Origin of the sequence: Catenulispora sp. GAS73 (assembly GCF_041262085.1) — a bacterium.
In the GTDB taxonomy this organism is placed as follows: domain Bacteria; phylum Actinomycetota; class Actinomycetes; order Streptomycetales; family Catenulisporaceae; genus Catenulispora.
In genome coordinates, this window is sequence record NZ_JBGCCM010000003.1 from 406641 (window position 1) to 430400 (window position 23760).

27 protein-coding genes and 1 riboswitch are annotated in these 23760 nt (G+C 70.5%); of the genes, 11 read left to right on the forward strand and 16 right to left on the reverse strand.

Annotated features, from left to right (window positions below; all coding sequences use genetic code 11):
* Positions 1-122: 122 nt before the first annotated feature.
* The 9 genes from ABH935_RS06815 to ABH935_RS06855 form a co-directional block, all read right to left on the reverse strand.
* The gene (locus tag ABH935_RS06815) at positions 123-713 is read right to left on the reverse strand and encodes an RICIN domain-containing protein (protein ID WP_370376899.1); all 591 of its coding nucleotides are present in this window, start codon (positions 711-713) and stop codon (positions 123-125) included.
* Between the two features lie 196 nt (positions 714-909).
* Positions 910-1443, reverse strand: a complete 534-nt coding sequence (locus ABH935_RS06820; protein ID WP_370376900.1) for a ricin-type beta-trefoil lectin domain protein — start codon at positions 1441-1443, stop codon at positions 910-912.
* A gap of 259 nt (positions 1444-1702) precedes the next feature.
* Complete coding sequence (locus ABH935_RS06825) at positions 1703-3157, reverse strand: FAD-binding oxidoreductase (protein ID WP_370376901.1); 1455 nt, start codon at positions 3155-3157, stop codon at positions 1703-1705.
* Positions 3154-4290: an acyl-CoA dehydrogenase family protein gene (locus ABH935_RS06830; protein WP_370376902.1), complete on the reverse strand. Its 1137-nt coding sequence runs from the start codon at positions 4288-4290 to the stop codon at positions 3154-3156. Before ABH935_RS06830 ends, ABH935_RS06825 begins: the two co-directional genes overlap by 4 nt.
* Entirely contained in the window at positions 4287-5351 is a 1065-nt protein-coding gene (locus ABH935_RS06835) for an ABC transporter substrate-binding protein (protein WP_370376903.1), read from the reverse strand. Before ABH935_RS06835 ends, ABH935_RS06830 begins: the two co-directional genes overlap by 4 nt.
* A 79-nt stretch (positions 5352-5430) precedes the next feature.
* A complete protein-coding gene (locus ABH935_RS06840) occupies positions 5431-6528 on the reverse strand; it encodes an LLM class flavin-dependent oxidoreductase (protein ID WP_370376904.1) in 1098 nt (365 codons plus the stop codon).
* 12 nt (positions 6529-6540) lie between these two features.
* The gene (locus ABH935_RS06845) at positions 6541-7560 is read right to left on the reverse strand and encodes an ABC transporter substrate-binding protein (RefSeq protein ID WP_370376905.1); all 1020 of its coding nucleotides are present in this window, start codon (positions 7558-7560) and stop codon (positions 6541-6543) included.
* 23 nt (positions 7561-7583) lie between these two features.
* Positions 7584-8342 (reverse strand): ABC transporter ATP-binding protein, encoded by a 759-nt coding sequence (locus ABH935_RS06850; protein WP_370376953.1) that lies wholly within the window; start codon positions 8340-8342, stop codon positions 7584-7586.
* Positions 8343-8380: 38 nt separating this feature from the next.
* Positions 8381-9250 carry an ABC transporter permease gene (locus ABH935_RS06855; protein ID WP_370376954.1) on the reverse strand — a complete coding sequence of 290 codons (870 nt, stop codon included), beginning with the start codon at positions 9248-9250 and terminating at the stop codon, positions 8381-8383.
* 398 nt (positions 9251-9648) lie between these two features.
* On the opposite strand from ABH935_RS06855, the gene ABH935_RS06860 reads away from it, so the two are divergent.
* Positions 9649-10281, forward strand: a complete 633-nt coding sequence (locus ABH935_RS06860) for an ABATE domain-containing protein (protein WP_370376906.1) — start codon at positions 9649-9651, stop codon at positions 10279-10281.
* Positions 10282-10305: 24 nt separating this feature from the next.
* Here the strand turns inward: ABH935_RS06860 and ABH935_RS06865 are convergent, their stop codons facing one another.
* A complete protein-coding gene (locus tag ABH935_RS06865; protein ID WP_370376907.1) occupies positions 10306-10539 on the reverse strand; it encodes a DUF5999 family protein in 234 nt (77 codons plus the stop codon).
* Between the two features lie 209 nt (positions 10540-10748).
* Here ABH935_RS06865 and ABH935_RS06870 point away from each other — a divergent pair, with 209 nt between their 5' ends.
* Both ABH935_RS06870 and ABH935_RS06875 read left to right on the forward strand, forming a co-directional pair.
* Entirely contained in the window at positions 10749-11180 is a 432-nt protein-coding gene (locus ABH935_RS06870; protein ID WP_370376908.1) for a cold shock domain-containing protein, read from the forward strand.
* A gap of 110 nt (positions 11181-11290) precedes the next feature.
* Positions 11291-11361, forward strand: a riboswitch (guanidine-III (ykkC-III) riboswitch).
* An 18-nt stretch (positions 11362-11379) separates the two neighbouring features.
* The gene (locus tag ABH935_RS06875) at positions 11380-11688 is read left to right on the forward strand and encodes a hypothetical protein (RefSeq protein WP_370376909.1); all 309 of its coding nucleotides are present in this window, start codon (positions 11380-11382) and stop codon (positions 11686-11688) included.
* Here the strand turns inward: ABH935_RS06875 and ABH935_RS06880 are convergent.
* Positions 11629-12528, reverse strand: coding sequence for a LysR family transcriptional regulator (locus ABH935_RS06880; RefSeq protein ID WP_370376955.1), 900 nt, complete (start codon positions 12526-12528; stop codon positions 11629-11631). The two genes, ABH935_RS06875 and ABH935_RS06880, sit on opposite strands and share 60 nt — an antisense overlap.
* A 199-nt stretch (positions 12529-12727) precedes the next feature.
* Between ABH935_RS06880 and ABH935_RS06885 the strand changes: the two genes are divergently transcribed.
* The 5 genes from ABH935_RS06885 (at position 12728) to ABH935_RS06905 (ending at position 16976) form a co-directional block, all read left to right on the forward strand.
* On the forward strand, positions 12728-13588 hold the full coding sequence (locus ABH935_RS06885; protein ID WP_370376910.1) for an aldo/keto reductase: 861 nt from the start codon (positions 12728-12730) through the stop codon (positions 13586-13588).
* A 110-nt stretch (positions 13589-13698) separates the two neighbouring features.
* The gene (locus ABH935_RS06890) at positions 13699-14760 is read left to right on the forward strand and encodes a Gfo/Idh/MocA family protein (RefSeq protein ID WP_370376956.1); all 1062 of its coding nucleotides are present in this window, start codon (positions 13699-13701) and stop codon (positions 14758-14760) included.
* Between the two features lie 80 nt (positions 14761-14840).
* On the forward strand, positions 14841-16301 hold the full coding sequence (locus ABH935_RS06895; RefSeq protein WP_370376911.1) for a catalase: 1461 nt from the start codon (positions 14841-14843) through the stop codon (positions 16299-16301).
* Positions 16302-16411: 110 nt separating this feature from the next.
* The gene (locus ABH935_RS06900; protein WP_370376912.1) at positions 16412-16573 is read left to right on the forward strand and encodes a hypothetical protein; all 162 of its coding nucleotides are present in this window, start codon (positions 16412-16414) and stop codon (positions 16571-16573) included.
* 4 nt (positions 16574-16577) lie between these two features.
* Positions 16578-16976 (forward strand): hypothetical protein, encoded by a 399-nt coding sequence (locus ABH935_RS06905; protein ID WP_370376913.1) that lies wholly within the window; start codon positions 16578-16580, stop codon positions 16974-16976.
* Between the two features lie 37 nt (positions 16977-17013).
* Here the strand turns inward: ABH935_RS06905 and ABH935_RS06910 are convergent, their stop codons facing one another.
* Positions 17014-18537 (reverse strand): hypothetical protein, encoded by a 1524-nt coding sequence (locus tag ABH935_RS06910; RefSeq protein WP_370376914.1) that lies wholly within the window; start codon positions 18535-18537, stop codon positions 17014-17016.
* Between the two features lie 48 nt (positions 18538-18585).
* Here ABH935_RS06910 and ABH935_RS06915 point away from each other — a divergent pair, with 48 nt between their 5' ends.
* On the forward strand, positions 18586-18903 hold the full coding sequence (locus ABH935_RS06915; RefSeq protein WP_370376915.1) for a hypothetical protein: 318 nt from the start codon (positions 18586-18588) through the stop codon (positions 18901-18903).
* A 228-nt stretch (positions 18904-19131) separates the two neighbouring features.
* Here the strand turns inward: ABH935_RS06915 and ABH935_RS06920 are convergent, their stop codons facing one another.
* Positions 19132-19677, reverse strand: a complete 546-nt coding sequence (locus ABH935_RS06920; protein WP_370376916.1) for an ester cyclase — start codon at positions 19675-19677, stop codon at positions 19132-19134.
* Between the two features lie 73 nt (positions 19678-19750).
* Entirely contained in the window at positions 19751-20215 is a 465-nt protein-coding gene (locus tag ABH935_RS06925) for a nuclear transport factor 2 family protein (RefSeq protein ID WP_370376917.1), read from the reverse strand.
* A 147-nt stretch (positions 20216-20362) separates the two neighbouring features.
* Here ABH935_RS06925 and ABH935_RS06930 point away from each other — a divergent pair, with 147 nt between their 5' ends.
* Entirely contained in the window at positions 20363-21235 is an 873-nt protein-coding gene (locus ABH935_RS06930; RefSeq protein ID WP_370376918.1) for a hypothetical protein, read from the forward strand.
* Positions 21236-21443: 208 nt separating this feature from the next.
* Here ABH935_RS06930 and ABH935_RS06935 read toward each other — a convergent pair whose 3' ends face one another.
* Positions 21444-22016 carry a DUF664 domain-containing protein gene (locus ABH935_RS06935; protein WP_370376919.1) on the reverse strand — a complete coding sequence of 191 codons (573 nt, stop codon included), beginning with the start codon at positions 22014-22016 and terminating at the stop codon, positions 21444-21446.
* Between the two features lie 89 nt (positions 22017-22105).
* On the opposite strand from ABH935_RS06935, the gene ABH935_RS06940 reads away from it, so the two are divergent.
* Positions 22106-23062, forward strand: a complete 957-nt coding sequence (locus tag ABH935_RS06940; RefSeq protein WP_370376920.1) for a helix-turn-helix transcriptional regulator — start codon at positions 22106-22108, stop codon at positions 23060-23062.
* 12 nt (positions 23063-23074) lie between these two features.
* Here ABH935_RS06940 and ABH935_RS06945 read toward each other — a convergent pair whose 3' ends face one another.
* Positions 23075-23695, reverse strand: coding sequence for a TetR/AcrR family transcriptional regulator (locus ABH935_RS06945; protein ID WP_370376921.1), 621 nt, complete (start codon positions 23693-23695; stop codon positions 23075-23077).
* Positions 23696-23760: the final 65 nt, after the last annotated feature.

A 23760-nucleotide genomic window follows, 5' to 3' on the forward strand; every position in this document is an offset into this window, starting at 1 on the left:
TTGGACGGGATCCGCGCCCGTTCCCGCAGGCTGCCGACGCCTATGTTGGATCTGCGGGAACGGGCGTTGATCTGTACTTTGCGATAAATCAGTACTCTGCGATAAATCAGTGTGCCCTGTGACTACTGCGCGGGCGGCGGGAAGCCGATGACCCAGCGCTGCGCGAGCGTCCCGTTGCAGTTGAACAGCTGCAGCTGGAGGCCGGTGGCGGTGGAGGCGCCGGGCACGTCCATGCAGAACCCGGTGTCGCTGAAGCCGATCTTCGACTCCAGCTCGGTCACGTTGGGCAGCGTGGCGTGCGCGTCGAACTCCTCGTTGCTGACCGTGCGGCAGGTGTCCAGGCCCATCGGCGCACCGTTGTGGGCGCTGGTGAACGCGAACAGGCACGCGCCGCTCCGCTGGTTGACGAACTTGTACGTGCTGCCGCTGATCTGCACGGTCTGCCAGCCCTGCAGGACGGCCTCGTCGCTACCGGCCGCCGCGCACTTCACCTGCAGGACCGGCGAGTTGGGCCCGGCCGGCGTGGTCGGCTCCAGGCACAGGTTGTTGCCGACGTTCCGGATCGGCTGGAACTCGCCGTCGAAGGGCTTGACGACGTGCGAGGTGGCGCGGGTGGTGGTCGGCGCGGCCTGGGCGGCGGCCGCCCCGGTGCCCGCGACCGCGGCGGCGGACAGCGCCACCGCGGGGGCGAGCAGCCCGAGAATCCTGTTCATGGGTCTTGTGTCCATTCGATCGGGTGACAGGGACGACCGGCCGGTCGATAAAGAACCTACGGCCGGCAGGAGGTCACCCGGATCGGGAGCGGTTCCCCATGTTCACGCGCGGAGCTCCCCATATTGGCTCCGCATGCTGCGAGTGGCCTGCACGCCTAGGCTCTGCTGCGCAGGCCACCCGCGGGTTGCGGGGCGTTCAGCCCGTCGGCAGGCCGGCGGCGTGCCAATACTGGTTGTTGCCGTTGTTGCAGTCCCAGATCTGGAGCGCGGTTCCCGATCCGCCGTAGGCGGGGTCGTCCAGACACTTCCCGGACTTCACGTTGACCCAGGTTCCGCTGTACTCCAGCGTCCATTCCTGGTCGGCGGCGCCGGTGCACGTCGACAGGACGACGGGAGTGCCGGCCGCGGTGCCGCCGCCTCGGGCGTCGAGGCACTTGCCGTAGACGGTGAGCGTGGTGTTCTGGCCGAACATCGGGTTGGTGAGGGTCCACTGCTGGTTACTGCCGTTGTTGCACTGGTAGATCTGGACCGGGGTGCCGTCCGCCGTCCCGAAGGCCGTGTCGTCCACGCAGAGTCCGTGGAGGCCGTAAACGGGCCCGGTGATCGGAGCCACCGCTGCGGAACTGGTCCCCGCGCCGGCCACGACGGCCCCGAGCGACAGAGCCGCGACGATCGCGAACCGCGAGCGGTGCGGGGTTTGCGACGCGGATCGAATTCGCCTACTGATCATCGATGCGACTCCTTCGAAATCGATGGTGGCACGGGCAAAATGCGCCGTACCCAGGCATACGGACCCTGGTTCCGGCCTGTCAACGACGGCTGGGAGTCGGCGCCGTCGTGAATCTTGCGCAGGGACCGCCGTTTTCGTCGGCTTGACACGACAGGCGTTGCGTTTAGAGGCCCGCGGTCGCGGCTGCGGTCGGGAACCAAGGCTCTGCGATTTTGAGGATCGCAGGCCCCTGAGCGCGCCCTGGCGCCGAGCGCCACGGCTACCGTCGATGCGCGGCCATCCCCAGGGCCTTGCCGGGGTTCAGAATGCCATGGGGGTCCAGCGCCTGCTTGATCTGATACTGGACCGCGAGGCTGACGTCGCCGACTTCCTCGGCGACCCATTGGCGCTTGAGGAGGCCAACTCCGTGTTCGCCGGTCAGGGTGCCGCCGAGGCGGAGCGCTGTGCGGAAGACTTCGGCGGCGGCGGTCCAGACTGGTGCGGGGACCGGGGCGTTCGGGGGTACGTCGTCGAGGACGAAGATGGGGTGCAGGTTGCCGTCGGCGGCGTGGGCGAGGGTGGCTACGCGGACGCCGTGGCGGTCGGCGGTGGCGGATACGGCGCGGATCGCTTCGGCCAGTCGTGAGCGGGGGACGGCGATGTCCTCGATGAGGACGCGGCCGAGTTTCTCCAGCGCGGGCAGGGCCAGGCGGCGGGCGCGCAGTAGTTCGGCGGCCTCGGCGGGGTCGGCGGTGGTGGCGATGTCGGTGGTGCCAGGCCTGATCGCGCTGAGGGCGGCGTCGGCTTCGGCGGCTGCGCCCGCGCCGTCGGTCTGCACGATCAGCAGTGCGCCGCCTCGGCCAGCAAAGCCGGTGGCTTCGGCGGTGTCGATGGCGGCGAGGGTGGCGGCGTCGAGCAGTTCGGCGACGGCGGGGCGGATGCGGTGTGTACGGATGCGGGCGACGGCTTGCGCGGCGCCCTCGACGTCGTCGAAGAACGCTGCGATGGTCGAGGTGGAGGCGGGCCGGGGCAGCAGGCGCAGGGTCGCGCCGACCACCACGCCGAGTGTCCCCTCCGAGCCGATGAACAGGCTGGTCAGGTCGTATCCGGTGACGCCCTTGACGGTGCGCCGGCCGGTCTGGATCCGGCGGCCGTCCGCCAGCACCACGTCCAGGCCGAGCACGCTCTCCCGGGTCACGCCGTACTTGGCGCACCGCAGCCCGCCGGCGTTGGTGGCGATGGTGCCGCCGACGGTGCAGATCTCGACGCTGCCGGGGTCCGGCGCGTAGCCGAGCCCGTGCGCGGCGGCGGCGCGGTCGAGGTCGGCGGGGATGACGCCGGGCTCGACGACGGCGATCTCGTCGTCGGGGGAGAGCTCCAGGACGCGGTCGAGCCGCGCGGTGCTCAGCACGATCTCGCCGTCGGTGGCGGTCGCGGCGCCGGACAGGCCGGTGCCGGCCCCGCGGGTGACGACGGGAACCCGCGCCGCGTCGGCCGCGCGCAGGATCGCGGCGACCTCCTCGGCGCTTTCCGGGAAGACCACCGCCGAGGGCAGGCCGTCGGGGGCCCAGCCGGAGCGGTCGTGGCGGTGCGCGGTCAGGGCCGGCCGGTCGAGGCGAATCCGCTCGGCCGGGAGCACATCAGTGAGCAGATCCACGACGCCGTTCACCTCGCCGGCCCCGACCTCAGGCCCGGCCTCAGTCCCGAGACCGAGGCCGCTCGCGACGCCGGTCACGCCCCGGCCGCCAACGCGGCCGTCCCCAGCTGCCGCAGCACGACATCGTCCTGCGGCGCATGGATCGCGGCGAACTGAATATCCCGCAGGTGCCGCTCCAGCGGCAGCCCGCGGCTGAGCCCGGGATTGCCGAGCAGCCGCACCGCCAGCGCCACGGCCGCGTTCGCCTGCCGCACGGCCAGGATCCGCGCGGCCTGCGCGGCCTTCGGCTCCGGCTCCTCCCCGCGGTCGTGCTGGTCGGCGACCGAGTAGAGCAGCTGACGCGCCCCGGCCAGGTTCACCTCGATCTCGCCGGCCGCGTCGCGGAAGCGGTCGGTCTGCGCGATCGGATGTCCCAGGTTCGCCGGGACGCGCTCGTGGGCGAACCGGTGGAAGGCCTTCTGCGCGGCGTGCGCGACGCCCAGGTAGATCGCCGCGACGGTCAGGCCGAGCGCGGCCAGGCCCTTGTTGTCCTGCTCGGCCCTGGCGCCGCGCTCGACCGGGTCCAGGATGTGCCCGGCCGGAATCGCGACGTCGGTGAAGCTGACGTCGTGGCTGCCGCTGGCGCGCAGGCCGAGCTGGTCCCAGTCGTGATGGATCGTGATGCCGGGACGGTCCGCGGGTACCACGAACGTCGCGATGCGCGGCGTCGGCTCGTCGGTCCCGGCCCAAACGAGATAGTAGGACAGCCCGTCGGCCCCGGTGACGAACCGCTTGCGGCCGCTGACCGACCAGCCGTCGGCGGTGCGCCTGGCGACGGTCGCCGGCAGTCCGCCGCGCGCGGGCGAGCCGAGCTCCGGCTCGACGCGCGCCGCGTTGAGCAGCGTGGGACGCTCCGCCGAGCTGTTCAGGATCTGCCGGTAAAGGTCCTCGGGCCAATGCGGGCGCTGTGCCTGCCGCAGGTGTATGAGCAGCGTCATCGCGGAGATCAGAGCGACGGACGGGTCGCCTTCGCCGAGCGCAGCGAGCACTCGCGCGCTGCCCCCGATGCCCAGACCGGCTCCGCCCTGCTCGACCGGGACGGTCGCGGTCAGCAACCCGGCTTTGTGGACGGCCTCGATGCCCGTGGCAGGGAACTCGCCGGAGCGGTCGTAGTGGTCCGCGTCCGCGGCCAAGGCGGCGATGACCGGGGCCAGGTCGTCCAGGATGCTCATGACGTCGCCTCCCCGGCAGCGTTGAGGGCCTTGGCGAACTCGGAGTCCAGATCGGTGGACCAGAAGGACGACACCGTGACCGGCTTCGGCAGAGCATTGATACCGGTGAAGACGTCCGAGACGGCCTGCTCCGAGGCGATCGCCGCGGCGCTGGTCGGTACGATGCGGGTCTGCTGCTGGGCCTCGTCCGCGGTGAGCTGGCTCAGTGCCTCGCTCACCGACTCGTGGGTGGCGGTCGCGGTGGCCTGTGCGAATGGCTGCTGACGCCCGTCCCGGATGTAGGCGTAGGCCTTGTTGATCCGGATGAGCAGGTCCACCAGCGCCGCCTTCTTCGCGGCGTCGCCGAGCAGCGAGTTCGACACCTCCCACGGGAAGTTGCCGGACAGGATCTGCTCGCCGGAGCCGATGGTGGTGGCGCCGCCGGCGTGGGCGGTGATGATGGAGTTGCCGTAGCTCGCGAAAGCGGTGATGGAGCCGGAGTTGAGCGCGGCGACGCCTTCGTTCGGCGTCAGCGGCACCGGAGTGATGTCCTTCCAGGACAGCCCCGCCTGCACGAGCAGCTTGTCGAGGAAGTACTGCGCCGTGGTGTTCTGCACGTAGCCGACCTTCCGGCCCTTGAGCCCGGCCACGCTCGTGACGGCCGATCCCTTGCCCACGACCAGTTCCTGCAGCAGCGTGTTCGCCTTCTGCACGGCCACGACCTTGAAGTTCACCGTGCCGCCCGCGGCCGCGAAGACCGGCGGTATCTCGCTGCTGTCGGCGACGTCGAGCGCGCCGGACTGGATGGCCTGGAGCTGGAGGTTGCCGCCGCTGAACACGGACCAGTCGACGTGGTAGGGGGTGTCGTCCAGGCCGGCCACCTTCAGCGCGGCCTCGAAGTTGTTCCAGCCGGTCACCCCGACGCGCAGCGTGACCGAGGACGGGGCGGCGCCCTGCGCGTCGGCGGCTTTGGCGGTACCGGCCGGGGAGGTGGAACTCGCGCAGGCCGACGCCGCCAGGGCGGATGCGGCGGTGGCGGCGGTCAGGGCGGCCAGGCGTGACGGCCTGCGCAGCGTGGACATATACGGCTCCTGATTCTCGTTGGGGTACGCGGTGGGTCTCGGCGGGACGGGGTGCGCCTGGGCGACGTGGTGTGTCGGTTCAGACAGTGGCGGGCCGGCGGTGCGCGAGTTCCTGGCGCACCAGCGGCAGGACGTGCTTGGCGTAGCCGATCGCGTCGTCGAAGGGGTCGAAGCCGCGGATCGAGAGCAGCTCGCAGCCGATGTCGACGTAGTCCAGCAGCGCGGCGGCGACGGTCTCGGGGCTGCCGACCAGCGCGGTGGAGCTGCCGGCGGCGTTGGTCGCCTTGGCCGGCGCGGTCCACAGCGCGCGATCGTGCAGCTCGCCGCGCTCGGCGAGGGCGAGCAGCCGCTGCGAGCCGACGTTCTGCGGCACGGTCGTCCCGGCCTTCGGGTAGTGGCGCTTGGCGGCGCGGTCGGCGTATCCGGTCTCGATCCTGCCGAGCAGTTCGTGGGCCCGCTCCCAGGCGAGGTCGTCGGTGGCGGCGACGATCGGGCGGAAGGAGACCCAGATGCGCGGATGCGGGCGGCCCGCCGCGTCGGCCTGGGCGTTGACCGAGTCGATCTGCTGCTTGGTCTCCGCCAGCGGCTCGCCCCACAGGCCGAAGATGTCGCCCTGTCGGCCGCCGACCCGGTAGGCCTCCTCGGAGGAGCCGCCGACCGAGACCGGGATCGCGTCCTGGTACGGCCGGATCTCGGAGCGGAAGCCCTCGAACTGGTAGTAGGGGCCCTCGTGGTCGAACGGCTCGGTCTCGGTCCAGGCGCGCCGCAGGATCTGGATGTACTCCTCGGCGCGTGCGTACCGCTCGGCCTTGGACAGATAGTCGCCCTCGCGCCTCTGCTCGACGTCCTGGCCGCCGGCGATGATGTGGATCGCCAGCCGGCCCCGGCCGATCTGGTCGAGGGTGGCGAAGGCGCGCGCGGCGTGCGTCGGGAAGATCACGCCGGGCCGGTGCGCGAGCATCGGCTTGAGGCGCTCGGTGTGGTTGACCACGAACTGCGCGAACTGGTTGGCGTCGATCCAGCTGGAGCTGTACGGGACCAGGGTGTAGTCGAACCCTCCCTCGTCGAGCACTTTCGCGTATTCGAGGGCGAACTCGTGGTCGAATCCGTTGCCGGCGCCGGGATCGACGTCGGAGGCGCGGTTGGCGTTGATGGCACTGATGAACTCGACGGGCACGGCCCGCTCCCTTCAGCTCTTCGCGGACGAGGTCTCGTCCGCGGCGGTGTAGGCGGTGGGATCCGAATGGGCGGCGACGGACACGTCGGTGGGCAGGCCGCCGATGGCGGACATGACGTCCGAGACGTTCTGGATGTCGGCGATCTCCATGGCCGAGAGTGGAACCAGTGCATTCGAGCCCTGCGATACCACTTGTGTGGCGATGGAAGGTGAGAGGTTGAAGGCCGAGGCGTAGTCGGCCGCGTACTGCGCGGGATGCGCCGCGGTCCAGATCAAGGCCTTGTTGACGCGCTTGAGGAGATCCTGCAACGCGGCCTTCTTCGCCGGGTCGTCCAGCGTCTGCGCGGTCGCGCTGATCAGGCCGATGCCGCTGGTCAGGCCGTTCTCGCCGTCGACGAGCGTGCGCGCGCCGGCGAGTTGGGCGGTGTCCTGGTACACGCCGAAGGTGGCCCACACGTCGATCTTGTGCGCGTTGAAAGCGGCTAGCGCCGCGGTCGGCAGCAGGTACTCGACGTGCACGTCCGAGTAGGACAACCCGGCCTTCTTGAGTACGTTGGCGAGCAGTTCTTGGGCGACGCTGCCGGCGGCCGAGGAGACCACGACGGTCCGGCCCTTGAGGTCGGCGACCGAGGTGACCGTCGAGTCCTTCTGGGTGAGGACCGCGGTGCCGGCGCCGTTGGACTGGAGCGCGGCGACCGCCTTGACCGGGACTCCGCCGGCGATGGCGGTGAGGGTGGGGAGGTCGGCGGCGTAGCCGGTGTCGACGGCGCCGGCCTTGACCGCCTGGAACAGCGGCGCGGCGCCCTGGAACTCGGCGAACTTCACCGTGTAGCCGGTGCCGGCCAGCTCGCCGGACGCGGTCAGCAACGTCTTCAGGGAGCTGACTTGGTCGCCGACCGTGAGGGTGACAGAGCTCTGTTTCGCCGAAGCGGCTCGGTTGTCGGAGGTGGTGGACTTGCTCGACGCGCACGCGGCGGCCGCGGCGACGAGCCCGAGCACGCCGACCGCCGCCAGTGCTGTCCGGACAGCCATTCTCGTTCCTTTCCGAACCATGCTCAGTGGCCGGTCTCGACGCCGAGTTCGGCGAGCAGCCGGGCGCGCAGCCGGACGAACCGGGGGTCGGTGATGTCGCGGGGGCGCGGCAGGTCGACGGGGCTGGCGTGCGCGATCTTGCCGTCGCGCATCACCAGGACACGGTCGGCCAGCCGCACCGCCTCCTCGACGTCGTGCGTGACCAGCAGCACCGCGCACCCGTGCCGCTGCCACAGGTCCGCGACCAGCTGCTGGGCCTTGACTCGGGTCAGCGCGTCGAGCGCGCCGAAGGGCTCGTCGAGCAGCAGCAGCGCCGGCTCGCGGACGAGCGCTCGGGCCAGCGCCACCCGCTGCGCCTCGCCGCCGGACAGCGTCTTGGGCCAGTCCCCGGCGCGCGCGGCGATGCCGACCTCGTCGAGGTAGCGGGTGGCGAGTGCGCGGTCGGGACGGCCGGGCAGGCCGAGCACGACGTTGCGCCACACCCGCTTCCACGGCAGCAGCCGCGGCGCCTGGAACGCGACGGCCCGCTTGCGCGGCACGGTGACCTCGCCGGAGATCTCCGTGTCAAGCCCGCTGAGCACCCGCAGCAACGTGGATTTGCCGCAGCCGCTGTGGCCGAGCAGGGCCACGAACTCGCCGGGGGCGATGGTGAGATCGAGTCCGTCGATGACGACGCGGCCGTCGAACGCGCGGGTCAGGCCCCTGACGGTCACGGCGTTCGGCCCGGTCACGGTGTTCGGTCCGGTGGTGGTGGCGGCGGTGGCGTGGCCGGAGTCGGTGATGGGGTCGGGGGCGAGGATTTCAGCACCGGTCACGGCGATCACGCCCCCTCGAACGACGGACGCCAAGCCAGCACCCTGCTGCTCAGGACGCGCACGACCAGATCGCACAGCAGCCCCAGCACCGCGTAGGTGACGAGGCAGACCACGATGACGTCGGTCTGGAAGAACTCCTCGGCGTTGTTCATCAGGTAGCCGATCCCGTTGGTGGCGTTGATCTGCTCGCCGAACACCAGCGCGAGCCACGCGCTGCCGAGCGCGTAGCGCAGGCCGACCATCGCGCCCGGCAGCGCGCCGGGCAGGATGACGTGCCGGACCAGGCCCCACCGGTTCAGCCCCAGCGTCGAGCCCGCCTCGACGAGCTGCGGATCGACCGAGCGGATCCCGCCGTAGAGGTTGAAGTACAGCGGGATCGCCACGCCGAGCGCGACGAGGGCGATCTTCGGGGCCTCGTCGATGCCGAACCAGATGATGAACAGCGGGATCAGCCCGACCCACGGGATGGTGCGGACCATGCCGACCGTCGCGTCCACGAGGTCTTCGCCGAGGCGGAACAGCCCCGCGACGAGCGCGAGGGTGACGGCGATGACCGCGCCGATCGCGAAACCGATCACGACGCGCTGCCCGGAGGCGGAGATCGCGGAGGGCAGTTGGCCCTTCCGGACCAGTTCCCAGCCCTGCTTGAGCACGTCGGCCGGCGAGGCGAGGGTGTTGGCGGACAGCACGCCGGTCGCGCCGGCCAGGTACCAGCCGAGCAGGACCAGCAGCGGTCCCAGTGCGCGGCGCGCGGGTCGGGGGACGCTCAGGCCGGAGCGTCGGCGGGCCGGGCGGATGGTGACCAGGTCGCCCACGGCGGGCACCGGCGTCGGCACCGGTGTCGGCGCCGCGGTGGCTGCTTCGAGCTCTGCCATTCCTGGTGGGGCAGCGGTCACGGTGTACCTCCTGGAGGATCGGATGCGCGTCGTCGCCGACGGCAGGGTGCACGGTCCCGCGCGGCGTGCTGCCGGGCGGTCGGGTCAGACCGGTGCGGACGTCGCGGACGCCATGGGAGGTCGCGAGAGAAGTCGCAGAAAAGAGGAAGGAAGCGCGGAAAGAGAAGATCAGCGCATACAGGTGCTGCCGGTGTACGTCATGTTGTCCACGACGTGCCGGCGGACCAGTCGCTGAGTCCGATGCCTCATGGTGCGTTAGTCTCACGGCGCTCGCGTGAGTTGTCAAACCACTCACGCATGCTGAGATACCGCGCTAACCTGGATGTTCACCACGAGAACGGTTCGCCGTTCGACGGATCAGGAGGCGAAGGGCCCCGATGAGCGAAGCATTCGTCACGCAGACGCGCAGCGGCGTCCGGGTGGGCGGCGAGGTGACCACCAAGGACTTGCGCCGGGCCGGATTCCCGTTCCGCTCCGGCCGGCTCTGCCTGGACTTCGTCGCCACCGTGGCCAAGCGGCGCCTCGGCGACCGGGAACTCCTGCCGGGGCCGGACGAGCTGCGCACCTGGTGCCGCGTCGCCGGCCTGCCGGAGCCGGAGGACGAGATCACTCCGGAACTCCTCGGCGGCGCCCACGCGCTTCGCGAGGCGCTCTACCGCCTGGCCCGGGCCCGGGTCGACGGCACGACGCACCCGGCCGCGGACATCGCCACCGTCAACGCGGCGGCGCTCGCCGCGCCTCCGACGCCGCTGCTCGGCATGGACGGGTTCACGGCAGTGCCCTGCGACAGCTCCTCGCTGGCCGGCGTCCTCGCCCTGATCGCACGCGACGCGATCGACCTCTTCACCGGTCCCTACGCGTTGCGGATCCGGGAGTGTACGGCGCACGACTGTTCGTTGTTCTTCGTCGACCGGTCGCGGCCGGGCTCGCGGCGCTGGTGCACGATGGCGTCGTGCGGGGAGAAGGCCAGTTCGGCGAAGTACCGCCAGCGACACCCCGGATACCACTGAGGCGCGGGGCTGCGGGCCGCTGAATCAGTAGTGGTGGACGTCCGTCGGCCGGCGCGGAGTGACCGAGCGGCCGTCGGGGAGCAGTTCGCCGGTGTCGTCGAAGGTGACGATGCCGTTGCACAGGAGCGACCAGCCCTGCTTCGGATGCGTTGTGAGGATGCTGGCCGCGTCGTGGTCCGGTGCCTGCGCCGAGGGGCAGCGGGGCTGGTGGGTGCAGGCGTGGTGTGGGGGAGCGGGTCTCCTGCTGGTTGTCTTCATGTCGGTTCTCATCATCCTCGGGGCGGTTTGCCGCCGGTTCCATCAGAGGTTACGGCCGGGGGGATGGTGTGGTTCATCTTCGTGGTTGCCGACCTGGGCATGTTCGGGAAACGGTTGGGGCCGTTTCCCCACCGCCCGCTCCCGCCGGTGCCGCAGCGCACCCGGGATCGGTAACGTGTGGATCCGGACTTACCGGTGGCTGTCGAGGAATGTGGGTGGTCGGAGTGGCGAGGGGAACGATCGTTTCGTTCGATCGGATCAAGGGGTACGGGTTCGTGGCGCCCGAATCCGGGGGCGAGGATGTCTTCCTCCACGTGAACGATCTTCTGGACGACAAGAGCATGATCGTCGCGGGCCGGATCGTCGAGTACACCCCGGACCAGGGCGATCGCGGGCCGAAGGCGTCGAACGTGACGGTGGTGTCGACGGAGCCGGCCCGGTTCCGGCCCGACGCCAGGCGCGCCGGGTCGCCGGTCGACGACGCCGACGACATGTGCGACGTGCTGTCGGTGGCGGATCTGGAACGGGACCTCACCGAGATCCTGCTCCGGACCGATCCGGCGCTGCTCGGCCCGCAGATCCTCGACATCAGGAAGCGGGTCGTCGCGCTGGCGCAGTCGCACGGCTGGGCGGATCGCTGACCCGGCGGGGAACATCGCGATGACGAAGGGCGCCGCGGGTTTGTGAAACCCGCGGCGCCCTTCGGACGGCTTGTGCGGCAGGTCAGCCGCATGTGAGATGATATGAACCGGTCGCCCCGGATCCTGCCGGGCGGCCCCGGACGAGATGTGCGCCGTACCCGGTCCGCCAAGACGACGCTCCCTGAGGAGCTGATTCGTCGTGGAACAGGTAGTGCAGATCATCGGGTCGATGTTGGTCCTGGCCGCGTTCGTGGCCACACAGAGGGGCTGGCTCAAGCAGCGATCGACCCTCTATCTCCTTTTCAACTTCGTGGGCTCCGCTGTGCTGACCGTTGCGGCCATCGCGGGCAGCCAGTGGGGATTCCTGCTGCTGGAAGGCGTCTGGGCGCTCGTGTCGGGTGCGGGTCTGCTCGCGATGGTTCGTGGCTCAGGCGCTGACGTCCGTCGCTCAGGCGCTGACGCAGCTGCTGACCTGGCTGTCGCCGGCCGGTCCGACCTTCGCCAGTAGCGCCGCCGCGGCCTTGCCGGTCGGATCGGCCGTCACCGCCACGGTCTCCCAGAGCGGAACGTCCCCGGCCAGCGGGATGAACCGCACGCGGTCGGTCTTCACCGTGAACGACTGCGGGACCAGCGCGACGCCCAGGCCGAAGGAGACCAGGTCCAGCAGCGAGTGCACGTCCGAGGCCTCCAGTGCGACGCGGCGCTCGACTCCGGCCTCGGCCAGGACCCGGTCGGCCAGGTCGCGGGTGCCCCAGTCCGCGGTGAAGTCGACGAACCGCTCGTCGCCGAGGTCCTGGAGCTTGACCTCGTCGCAGTCGGCGAACCGGTGGTCCAGCGCGCAGCCCAGGACCAGCGGCTCGCGGTCCAGGGCGCTGACCACGACCTCGTCCGGGATCTGCCGGGGCCGCGAGACGAACGCGATGTCCAGGCTTCCGGTGCGGACCCGGTCGATCAGATCGCCGGAGCCGCCGTGGCGCAGGCTCACCTCCAGCCCGGGGTGTTCCCGCACGAACCCGGCCAGCAGCGCGGGGACGTGCACCGCGTGCAGGCACTGCAACGAGCCGACGGACAGCGTGCCGCGCAGCAGGCCGCGCACCGCCGCGACCGCGCCCTTGGCGGCGTCGCCGGCCGCGAGCGTCTTGCGCGCCTCCACCAGCAACGCCTGGCCCTCGGCGGTCAGCCGCACCTGGCGCGTGCTGCGCAGGAACAGCGGCGCGCCGAGTTCGCGCTCCAGCGACCGGATCGACGCCGACAGGCCGGACTGGGCGATGTGCAGGCGCTTGGCCGCGCGGGTGAAATGGCAGTCCTCGGCGACGGCCACGAAGTGTTCGAGTTGGCGCAGTTCCACGCCGGTCCCCATCTCATCAGCCACGGAAATCATCAGCCACGCAATCATCAGCAACCGAGCTCAGGCGCATTCAGCAGAGCCGGTGCTCAATGACATCGGGAACTCGTGTTGGACAGTACTAATTCCCGATGGCGAGGCTTGAGGGGAAGCAGAGCGACGCAGAACGAACGCACAACGCAGGACCGGGAGAGGAACAGCCATGAAGACCCGCCGCATCGGCGACACCGTTGTCAGCGCCATCGGGCTCGGCGGCATGCCGATGTCCATCGAGGGCCGCCCCGACGAGCAGCGCTCCGTCGCCACCATCCACGCCGCCCTCGAAGCCGGCGTCACGCTCATCGACACCGCCGACGCCTATCACCTCTTCGCCGACGAGGTCGGCCACAACGAGAGCCTGATCGCCCGGGCGCTGGCCTCCTACGGCGGCGACACCTCCGACGTGCTGGTCGCCACCAAGGGCGGGCACCTGCGGCCCGGCGACGGCACCTGGACGCAGGACGGTTCGCCCGCGTACCTGAAGCAGGCGTGCGAGGCCTCGCTCAAGCGCCTCGGCGTCGAGGCCATCGGGCTGTACCAGTTCCACCGGCCCGACCCGAAGGTCCCCTACGAGGACTCGATCGGCGCCATCCGCGACCTGCTGGACGAGGGCAAGATCCAGCAGGCCGGCATCTCCAACGCGAGCACGCAGCAGATCCAGCTCGCGAACGAGATCCTGGGCGGCCGGCTGGTGAGCGTGCAGAACCAGTTCTCGCCGCGCTTCCGGAGCAGCGAGGCGGAGCTTCAGCTGTGCGCCGTGCTGGGGCTGGCGTTCCTGCCGTGGAGCCCGCTCGGCGGGATCTCGCAGGCCGCCGGGCTCGGCACCCGGTTCGACGCCTTCGCCGAGGTGGGGGCCGCGCACGGGGTGAGCCCGCAGCAGGCCTGCCTGGCGTGGATGCTGGCCAAGGCGCCGGTCGTGATCCCGATCCCCGGGTCCTCGCGTCCGGAGACGATCCGCGACTCGGTCGCGGCGGCGGATCTGGTGCTCTCGGCGGAGGAGTTCGCTCGGCTGGACGCCGCGTGAGCGACCCGGCTGTTCCGGCGGCTGGGGTTGCTGCGGCCGCGTCGGCCGTTCCGGCGGCCCCCGCGGCCCCCGCAGTCCCGGCTGTCCCGGCGGCTCCGGTCACGTTCGGCATCGTCGGCCGCGGCTGGCGCGCGGACTTCTTCGCGCGCCTGGCAGCCTTGCTGCCCGAGCGGTTGACGCTGGTGGGCGCAGCGGTCCGGCGAGCCGACGCCGCCGAGGAGGTCGCGCGCCGGTGGAGCGTGCCGGCGTACCTCTCGCCCGCCGAGCTCGTCGCGAAACAGCACCCTGACTTCGTGGTGGTCTGCGTGCCGTGGCCGGCGACGCCGGAGATCACCGCGGCGCTCGTCGACGACGGGGTCCGGGTGCTGGCCGAGACGCCGCCGGCGCCGGACGCCGACGGGCTGCGGGCGCTGTGGGCGCGGGTCGGCGGCCGGGAGATGGTCCAGGTGGCGGAGCAGTACCTGCTGCTGCCGGGGCACGCCGCGCGGCGCGAGCTCGTACGCCGGGGCGTGATCGGGCAGCCGACGTCCGTGCAGGTCAGCTCGACGCACGGCTACCACGCGGTCTCGATGATCAGAGGCCTGCTGGGCGTTGGCTTCGGGCCGGTCCGCGTCACCGCCTCCCAGTTCACCGCGCCGCTGCTGGACCCGCTGAACCGCGACGGCTGGACCGGTGACGAGACCCCGAAGGACGCCGTCACCACGCTCGCGACGCTCGACTTCGGCGACGGCCGGTCGGGCCTGTACGACTTCACGGACAACCAGTGGCACAACCGCCTGCGGCTGCGCCGGATCCTGGTGCGCGGCAGCCTCGGCGAGTTCGCCGACGACACGGTCGTGCGCTGGGGCGGGCCGGAGACGATCCTCAGGTCCGCGATCGTGCGCTCGCAGCTCGGCCACGACCTGAACCTGGACGGTCACGACACCGAGCACCTGTCGTTCGACGGCTCCGTCGTCTGGCGCAACCCGTTCGCCGGGCTGCGCCTGATGGACGAGGAGATCGCGATCGCGACCCTGCTGACCGCGACCGCCGCCTGGGCCCGGGACGGGGGACCGGCGCCGTATCCGCTGGCCGAGGCGTGCCAGGACCATCTGGTCTCGCTGGCCATCGACCAGGCGGCGGCGACCGGGGAAGGTGTCGGCACCGAGGTCGAGCCGTGGGGGAGCCTCTGAGGCCGTTTCGCTCCGTTTGCCGCATCCATCGCGGTCCATGAGGGTGGGAAGCAGTCCCTACGCGAAGGAGACGAACTCCGATGTCAGACGCGCAGCCCAACCCGACGACCACCGACGCGGGGATCCCGGTCGCCAGCGACGAGCACTCGCTCACCGCCGGCGCGGACGGCCCGATCCTCCTGCACGACCACTACCTGATCGAGCAGATGGCCGGCTTCAACCGCGAACGCGTCCCCGAACGGCAGCCACACGCCAAGGGCGGCGGCGCCTTCGGCCGGTTCGAGGTCACCGGGGACGTCAGCGCGTACACCAAGGCCGTCGTGTTCCAGCCGGGCACCACGACCGACATGGTCGCGCGGTTCTCCACGGTCGCCGGGGAGCACGGCAGCCCGGACACCTGGCGGGACCCGCGCGGCTTCGCGCTGAAGTTCTACACCGCCGACGGCAACTACGACATGGTCGGGAACAACACCCCGGTGTTCTTCATACGGGACCCCCTGAAGTTCCAGCACTTCATCCGCTCGCAGAAGCGCCGCGCCGACAACAACCTGCGCGACCACGACATGCAGTGGGACTTCTGGACCCTGTCGCCGGAGTCGGCGCACCAGGTCACCTGGCTGATGGGGGACCGCGGCATCCCGCGCAGCTGGCGGCACATGAACGGGTATTCGAGCCACACCTACATGTGGGTCAACGCCGCCGGCGAGCGGTTCTGGGTGAAGTACCACTTCCGCACCGACCAGGGCGTCGAGTTCCTGACGCAGGACGAGGCCGACAGGCTCGCCGGGTCGGACAGTGACTACCACGTCCGCGACCTGTGGACGGCGATCAGCCGCGGCGAGCACCCGTCGTGGACGCTGAAGGTGCAGATCATGCCGTACGCGGACGCCGCCGGGTACCGCTTCAACCCCTTCGACCTGACGAAGGTCTGGCCGCACAAGGACTACCCGCTGATCGAGGTCGGCCGGATGACGCTGGACCGCAACCCGGTCGACTACCACTCGCAGATCGAGCAGCTGGCGGTCGAGCCGAGCAACCTGATCCCCGGCATCGGCCCGAGCCCGGACAAGATGCTGCTCGGCCGCATGTTCGCCTACCCCGACGCGCACCGCGCCCGCATCGGCGTGAACTACACCCAACTTCCGGTCAACGCCCCGATCACCCCGCCGCACAACTACAGCACCGCCGGCCGCATGCGCTACCACTACGCCTCCGACCCGGTCTACGCCCCGAACTCCATGGGCGGCCCCCACGCCGACCCCGCGCGCTCCGCCGAACCCGCAGGCTGGCCCGTCGACGGCGAGATGGTGCGCGTAGCCGCCACCCTGCACGCCGAGGACGACGACTGGGGGCAGGCCGGCACCCTGGTGCGCGAGGTCATGGACGACGCGGCGCGGGACCGGCTGGTCGGCAATGTCGTGGGGCATCTGTTGGACGGCGTGAGCGATCCGGTGCTTGAGCGCGCGTTCGAGTACTGGCGGAATGTGGACGCGGAGGTCGGGCGGCGGATCGAGGAGGGGGTGCGGGCCGGGCGGAAGTGAGCTGAGGCGCCGGCTGTCCGTCAGCAAACGGCGGCGGGTTGTCGGCTCGTGGCGCCCTCGAACGGGTGGGGGCCGGGACAGGTGCGGCCTTGTTCGCTACGGTAGTGGACATGGCCGAAGCTGCTGTTGTGCGCCGACTGCCCGACCCGGACCCGCTCCTGGGCGCCGACCCGATGCCCGACGCCGTGTTCGAGGACCTGCTGGCCGACTCCGACGACCGCAACGGCGAGGCCTACCAGGCCATCGCCGACGCCGAGGCCACCTGGTCGTGACGTCGTGACCTTCCGGCTCACGCCCGAGCAGATCTGCCGCGTGAACCAGGTCTGCGGGGGTGACGGGATCCCGCGCGACCCGGCGATACTGCCCGTCGTGCTCTCCGTCGCCTACGGCGTCGTGTGGTCGCCGCGCACCCGCGGCTGGGAGCTGGAGTACCCCGACCCGCTGGACCGGGCCGTGCACCTGGTCATAGACCTGATCCGGTACCGCACCTTCGAGACGTCGAACACCACCACCGCGATCCGCGTCGCCGACGTCCTGCTGGCCGCCGACGGCATCGTGCTCACCCTGGACCCCGAGCACGCCGCGCTGTGGGCCGAGCAGTGCGCGCATGATCACATGCGCGCACCGGCGTGGATGAAGCAGTGGCTCTCGCCGTGGATCAAGCGGCCCGAGTAGCGGCCCGGGCGCGTCCACAGTCAGAGAGCCATACCCCTCAGAGCCCCAGGTTCCCGAAGATGCTCGTCTCGAAGGCGCAGACGTCGTAGACGCTGCCGGCGTCGTACTGCTCGCTGTGGGAGTAGGACCTCACGTTCGTGCCTGTGCTCTTCTGCAGGAAATATGTGGTCCCCGGCGGCAGCGTGAACGATGTCTTCGGGTAGTTGACGCTGCTGTCGTTGCACGCGTTCTGCTGCCCTTCCAGGTCGGTGCCGTAGGTCTTGCAGCTGGCGCAGGCGTCGATGCTGATCGTGCCGGTGGCCGGGCCGGTGTAAAGGATCTGCATCGGGTCGGGGCTGTCGTTCGAAATGGTGATGCTGACGCTTCCGCCGCTGGTGAGAGTGGGCACGACCTTGCCTGCGTCGGCGTCCTGCTGCGCGATCTGCGCGGCGATGCTGAACTTCTGGGCCAGCGCCTTGTTCGGGTCGTTGGGATAGGTGCTGACGAAGGCGTCCATCGCGGTCTGCGCGTCGGGGAACTTGCCGTTCTTGTAGTCGGACACCGCGCAGTCGTAGCTGCCGGACTCGATGTCGCTGCCGTCGGTGGCGACGTCCTTCGTCAGGGCGGCGGAGACTGTGGCCGTACTGCTGGTGAGCGCTTTGGCCTGGGTCCCGAGCCCGGTGAGCGTGGCGGTGGCGGAGCAGGGGTCTGATCCGGTGAGGTTGCCGGCGGCCGCGCTGATCGCGGCGGCGACCGCGGGTTCGACCTTGCCGGCCTGCGCCGAGGTGGGGAACGTGGACAGCAGCAGGTTGAGGTCCCGCGCCGCCGTCGGATCCGCGTTGGCGCCCAGGGCGTTCACGCCGCACTGGTAGAGGGAGGTGGCCAGCGGGTCGTTCGGGAACGTGGCCAGCGACCCGAGGTCGCTGGTGCTGATCGTCGCGTCCGGCAGGGAGCGCAGGAACGTCAGCGGCTCGATCGCGTTGCAGTAGTCGTGGTTGCTGTAGGGGGCACTGACGTGCTGGTAGAACGCGGTGAGCCGGGCCGGCACCTGCTTGGCGGCGCGCGACGTGCGGTGGTGGTCGAGCAGGTCCTGGTAGGTGCCCAGGGCTGTCAGGTACGCCGGCTCGGCGGTGTCGGCCGACTGGGTTTCGGCGGTGGCGATGGCCGCGTCAGCCTGCGCCAGCTGGCTCAGCAGCATCCGCTGGACGGCCTCCTGGCGCGCGTTGTCGAACAGGATGGTGCCGCAGATCGGCACCGCGAGCAGGACGATGGCCAGGCCGAAAGCCAGCTGCGGACTCGCGGGCCAGGTCAGCGGCCTACGCAGGCTGAGTACGGCGGCCCGGGCCGCGGCGAAGAGCAGGAACAGCAGGTAGATGACGATCACGGCGACCGGGACGCCACTCGGCGTGGCGGGCAGCGCGATCAGGAGCAGGAGCCCGGTCGCGAGCCAGCACGCCAGCGCTCCCCACCAGCGGCGCAGCAGCACGTGGCCGAGGCCCAGGCCGCTGAAGGTGAGCAGCGCTACTGCCGCGCCGCGCCACCGATCTTCCGGCCCGACAGGCGCGACGGGTGCGGCCGACATGGGCGCGACCGGCGGTTCCGGCGGCGCCATCGGGAGGGATTGCGCGGGTTGCGGAGGCAGCGCGCCCAAGAAATGCGGGGGGATGTACGCGGTCGGCGCGCCGGCCGGCGGCTGATCGACGTGCTGCGGTTGCTCGGCTTGTGGCGGCTGAGCGAGGTGCAGGGTCTGATCGGCTTGCGGTGGTTGATCGACATGCAGCGTCTGATCGGTTTGCGACGGTTGATCGACGTGCAGCGTCTGATCGGCTTGTGGCGGTTGATCGACATGCAGCGTCTGATCGACGTGCGGTGGCTGATCGACGTGCGGCGGATCCGGACGCTCCCCGACACCGTCCCGCGGCTCCTCGGTCATATCCACGCCCCTTGAGTCTGTGTCCTGATAGTGCAGTTGCCCGCGCGCCTGGCGCACAGCAAGTACACCGGTCCTCACCTGGCTCGGGCAATGCCGAAACGGTCTCGATGTCGCCGGATCCGGTGGTTTCGTGTTGCCAACCGCCCGGGCTCCGGAACCCGTGATCGCGCGGTTGTGGACCGTGATCGTCCGAGTATTCGGCGGCCGGCGATCCGGCCGCCGGATACTCGGCTGTGGCCACGCCTAACTGATCCAGGGCGCCTTGTAGGTTCCCGTGTCGTTCAGGATCGCGGTCCAGTCGTCGCCGGCCCAGATCTGGCTGATCTTGCCGTCACGCAGGACGAAGATCTCTATGGCGTCCCAGGTGACGGTGCGTCCGCTCGCCGGGATGCCAATGATGGCGCCCTTCTGGGTACCGGTCATGACCTGGCGCACGACGACCTGGTCACCCTGGCCGATCAGGTCGTGGACGGTGGAGTGCAGGTCGGGGAGCGCGGTCACGATGCCGGTGAACAGGCCCGTGACGTTCGAGCGGCCCGCGACCACGCCCAGCGTGCCGCCGTGCCACGCCACGTCCGGGGTCACCAGGCCGGCGGTGGCGGCGCCGTCGTGACCGTCGATCACTTCGTGCAGGAAGGTCTGCACGACGCGCTCGTTGGCTCGCGGGTCCGCGGCGCGCGCGGCGTTCGGCGTGGACTGCGCGCTCGCCGCGCCGGTGATTCCCAATCCGCCGGCGACGGCGGCAGCGGTGACGGCGGCGGTCAGCGCGGTGCGGTGCAGCTTGTTCATGGTGATCTCCTCAGGGTGTAACTTGAAGCATCAAGTCAATGGTCATGATTCGGGACGCAGGAACCACGAGTCGTCAGGCGGCGCCGGACGCCCGCTTCACGGCCGAGGCGAAGTCGAACGAGACCCCCATCTGCGCCATCCTGATGTTCATCATGGGGTAGCAGTCGAACGTCAGGATCTTGCCGTCCCGCAGGTGGAAGATGTCGGCCGCGGGGACGCTGGTCTTCGCCCCGTTCGGCGCGAGCACGCCGGCGGGCGTCGGGAACGGGCCCTGGAAGGTGCCCTGGATCAGCAGCTGTACCGCGACCACGTCGTCGTCGAGGGGGTGGATCTTCAGCAGTTCGCGATGGACGTCCGGGAACACGCCGAACATGCCCGTCAGCAGGTCGCCGAGCGTCTCGCCCTGGTAGCGGTCCCCGGTCGACATCATGGTGAAGACGCCGTCCTCCGTGAAGGAGTCGCGCCAGCCCTTCAGGTCCCGGACGTCACCTTCGGCTGCTCGGTACGCTGCGCGGACGATCTCTTCGCTGCTTGTCATGATGGTTACTTCCTTGCCGATCGAGTGGGCTGATGACAATCCGAAGGTATCCCCGATGACTTGAAGCGTCAAGTGTTTCGAGACTCTGTCGGCGCCGGCCGATACATTCCACGCGCCCGAGTACGTCGGCCCACAGGAGCGGATCTCATGACATCGACAACGACTTCGGCGACAGAACCCGGCGCATGGGACGCCGTACTCGACGACGCCTTCCAACTGCTGCTCGGTGGGAAGCCGGAGGTGGACCCCGTTGCCGTATACGCGGTCTACTACGCCGACGACTCCATCGACGAGTTCTTGTTCCCCAGCACCTGGGCCACACCCGAGGGCTTGGCCGACCACGAGCCCGCAGAGCTGCCGTTCCTGGGCGCGGACGAGTACCCGTTCTCGCCGGCGAAGTGGCGGATCGACTTCAGCGAGTCGCTGTTCCACTTCGACGGCCAACTCCTCGACGCGACAGGCCCCTGGGGCGAGGACGGGCACAAGGCCCCGCGCCCCTTCAGCGACGAATTCGTCGCCGACCTGCAGGCCGCCGCGATCGAAGGCGCCAGCGACCTGACGCTGCGCGGCGCGGACCTGGGTCCGCTGCTCGCCCGCCACGGCGTCGACCTGACCCACGAGAGCGCCGAGCAGCTCAACTCCTGGCTGACCGTGCTGTTCCGAGTGGCCACCGACGGCACCCTCGCCCAAGCGATGCAGGCCGCGACCTACACCAGCCAGGGCCCCGATGAACTGGTGCCGTTCGACGACGAAGGCTACGTCGACGCCGCCGACCCGCGATGGGAGGAGACGCTCAGCGCGGTCCCGCACTCCGCACTCCGCGACCACCTCCGCATGCTCTGCCTCGACGCGCACGGCGCCCGCTGCTGCGGCGCCTACTATTGCGGCAGCGAGAGGTGGCCCGTCGGCACTTACGTCTTGGACGAGACGGGCTGCTCTCTGATCGCCGGCTGGGAGTTCGGCGAATCGCAGGCCGGCACCGCGGTGGTGCGACTGCCGGGCGGACCGGACCCGCGCTGAGCCCAGCCGTTGGAAGGTCGGGAGGCAGGTCGGAAGAGCGGCGCCGCTGACTCGTGCGATATCAGCACCCACACAGAGTTCAACGGCGCCGGAAAAGCCGGACAACGTGGAGAATCTCCGACCACCACAGCCCCTCACCGCCATAACCAGCCATCAGCGGCCGACCATCGGCAGCGACCATTACCAGGCCACCATCAGCAGCCCACCATCACCAAGTCTTCTCCGGCATCGTCGGCGGATCCTGCCCCACCAGCCCGTCAATCGCCTCCCGCAGCAGATCGGCGTGGCCGACGTGCCGCGCGTACTCATCGTGCAGGTCCGCCGCGATGCGCCGCAGGTTCGGCCGGGCGCCGTCCTCGCCGGTGGTGAACTCGGCAAGCTGCTCCAGCCCGCCGTCCCGGGCCAGCGCCGCGGCCATCGCCGTGCGCGAATGCTCGGCGGCGTTGCTCCACAGCGCGTACAGCGTCTCCGGCGCATCGTCGGCAGCGGTGTGCCATGCCCAGTCCGGGTCGCTGTGGTCGGCCACGTCCAGCGGCGGTCCGGGTGCCTGCCCCGTGAAGTCGATCGTGTAGCGCTCTTCGACGAGCGCCAGGTGCTTGAGCAGGCCGCCGAGGGTCATCCGCGAGGGCGGCAGGGGCCGGTTCAGCGCGGCCGCGTCGAGCCCGGCGCACTTCCAGGCGAACTGGGCGCGGGAGCGGTCGAGCAGGTACAGGACTGTCTCGATCTCGCTGGCGTTCATCGGCGGTTCGGTGACGACCGCCGCCGTGGGGAGTTCGGTCATGCGCGCTACCGTAGGACCGATCCCTGACGTTTCCCGTCCGGGATATTGGTGACTGTGCGAGATACAGGCCGAGATCCAAGGAGAGACCAGTGCTCCCAGAGGCAGGCCCGCTGGCCCGTGCGCTCCTGGCGCTCGAACTCATCCAGGCCCGCCCCGGCATCACCGCCGACCAACTGGCCGCCAACCTGGGTGTGTCGGACCGCGCCGTCCGCCGCTGCGTCGGCACGCTGCGCGAAGCCGGCGTCCCGATCGAGTCCCGAAGCGGACCCTACGGCGGCTACCGCGCCGGCCGCGGCCTGCGCCTACCGCCCCTGACCTTCACCGCGGCCGAGGCCCTGAGCCTGGTCATGGCCGCCCTCGACGGCCACCACGACGCCGCCGACCCCGCCGGGCTGGTCGGTCGCGCCCTCGGCAAGATCACCCGCGCGCTGCCCGAGCAGGTCGCCGTCCGCGCCGAAGCCGTCCGCCAGGCCACCGCGGCCGCTCCCGACCGCATGGCCGCGCGGCCCGACCCGGACGCCGTCACCGCCCTCGTCCAGGCCTGCTCCCAAACCCGGCGCACCCGCCTGGCGTACCGTTCCGAGGCCGGCCGGCAGCGGGACATCGACGTCGACCCCTGGGCCGTCGTCGTCCGCCACGCCCGCTGGTACCTCCTGTGCTGGTCACACACCTCTGACGCCCGCCGCGCCTACCGCATCGACCGCATCCAGTCAGTCGAGCTGCTCGACACCGCCTTCGACCCGCCGCCCGCCGATCTCGACCCCGTCGCGGCGTTGGAGGAACACCTGGCGGCCGGCTGGAAATACACCACCGAGCTGATCGTCCAAGCGCCGATTGAGGCGGTGGCGGCACACTGCCCGCGCGTCCTGGGCACGCTGGAACCCCTCGACCCCGACTCCTGTCGGCTCACCGGCACGACGGGCAACCCCTATTGGTACGTCCAGCAGCTCACTGCGATCCCGGTGCCATACCGGATCGTCGGCGGGCCTGAGCTTCGCCACGTCGCGCACGAACTGGGCCAGCGCCTGATCGCCGCCACGGCCTAAGCGTCACCACAGCTACCCGACCGTTGTATTGACCCCCTCCTGGGCCGCGCCGGCGAGGGCGTTGTCGATGAGCACGGCGGCGATGGCGGCGGCGGTGGGGAAGGACTCCGCGTTGAGAACCAGCGTGCGAGCCGCCGCGCCGTCGAGCAGGAGCGCAAGCTGTTCGCCGAGCCGTTCGGGGTCGGCGGCCCCGGCCTCACGGGCGGTTTCGGCCAGCCGCCCGGCGATGGCCGCCTTGTACTCGCGCGCGTATTGGGCCGCAGGGTGCTCGGGGTCGTGGAGTTCGACAGCTGTCGCGATGTAAGGGCACATCGGCGTCAGCTCCTCAGTCCCGGACATGGGCACCTCGAAAGCGGCGAGCAGCCGTTCGCGGGGCGTGAGGTCGGTCCGGTCGAACACCGAGGGCATGACGTCGGGATCGAACTGCCGCAGGTACTCGGAGACGAGCTCGTCCTTCCCGGCGAAGTGCTGATAGGCCGTCCGCTTCGAGACCTGGGCCACCGCGCACAGCTCGTCCATCCCGGTGCGGTTGATGCCCTGGTCCCGGAACAACTGCCGGGACGCGGCAACGATCCGCTCGCGCGCCCCCCGGCCCCGGCGTCGGCCTTGCGGACCCTTCTCTAACTCCTCCATGTCCTCAGTCTAACGCCGTCCGGTACGGATCGGTGTACATAACTTGCGCCCCTCACCAACCCCCG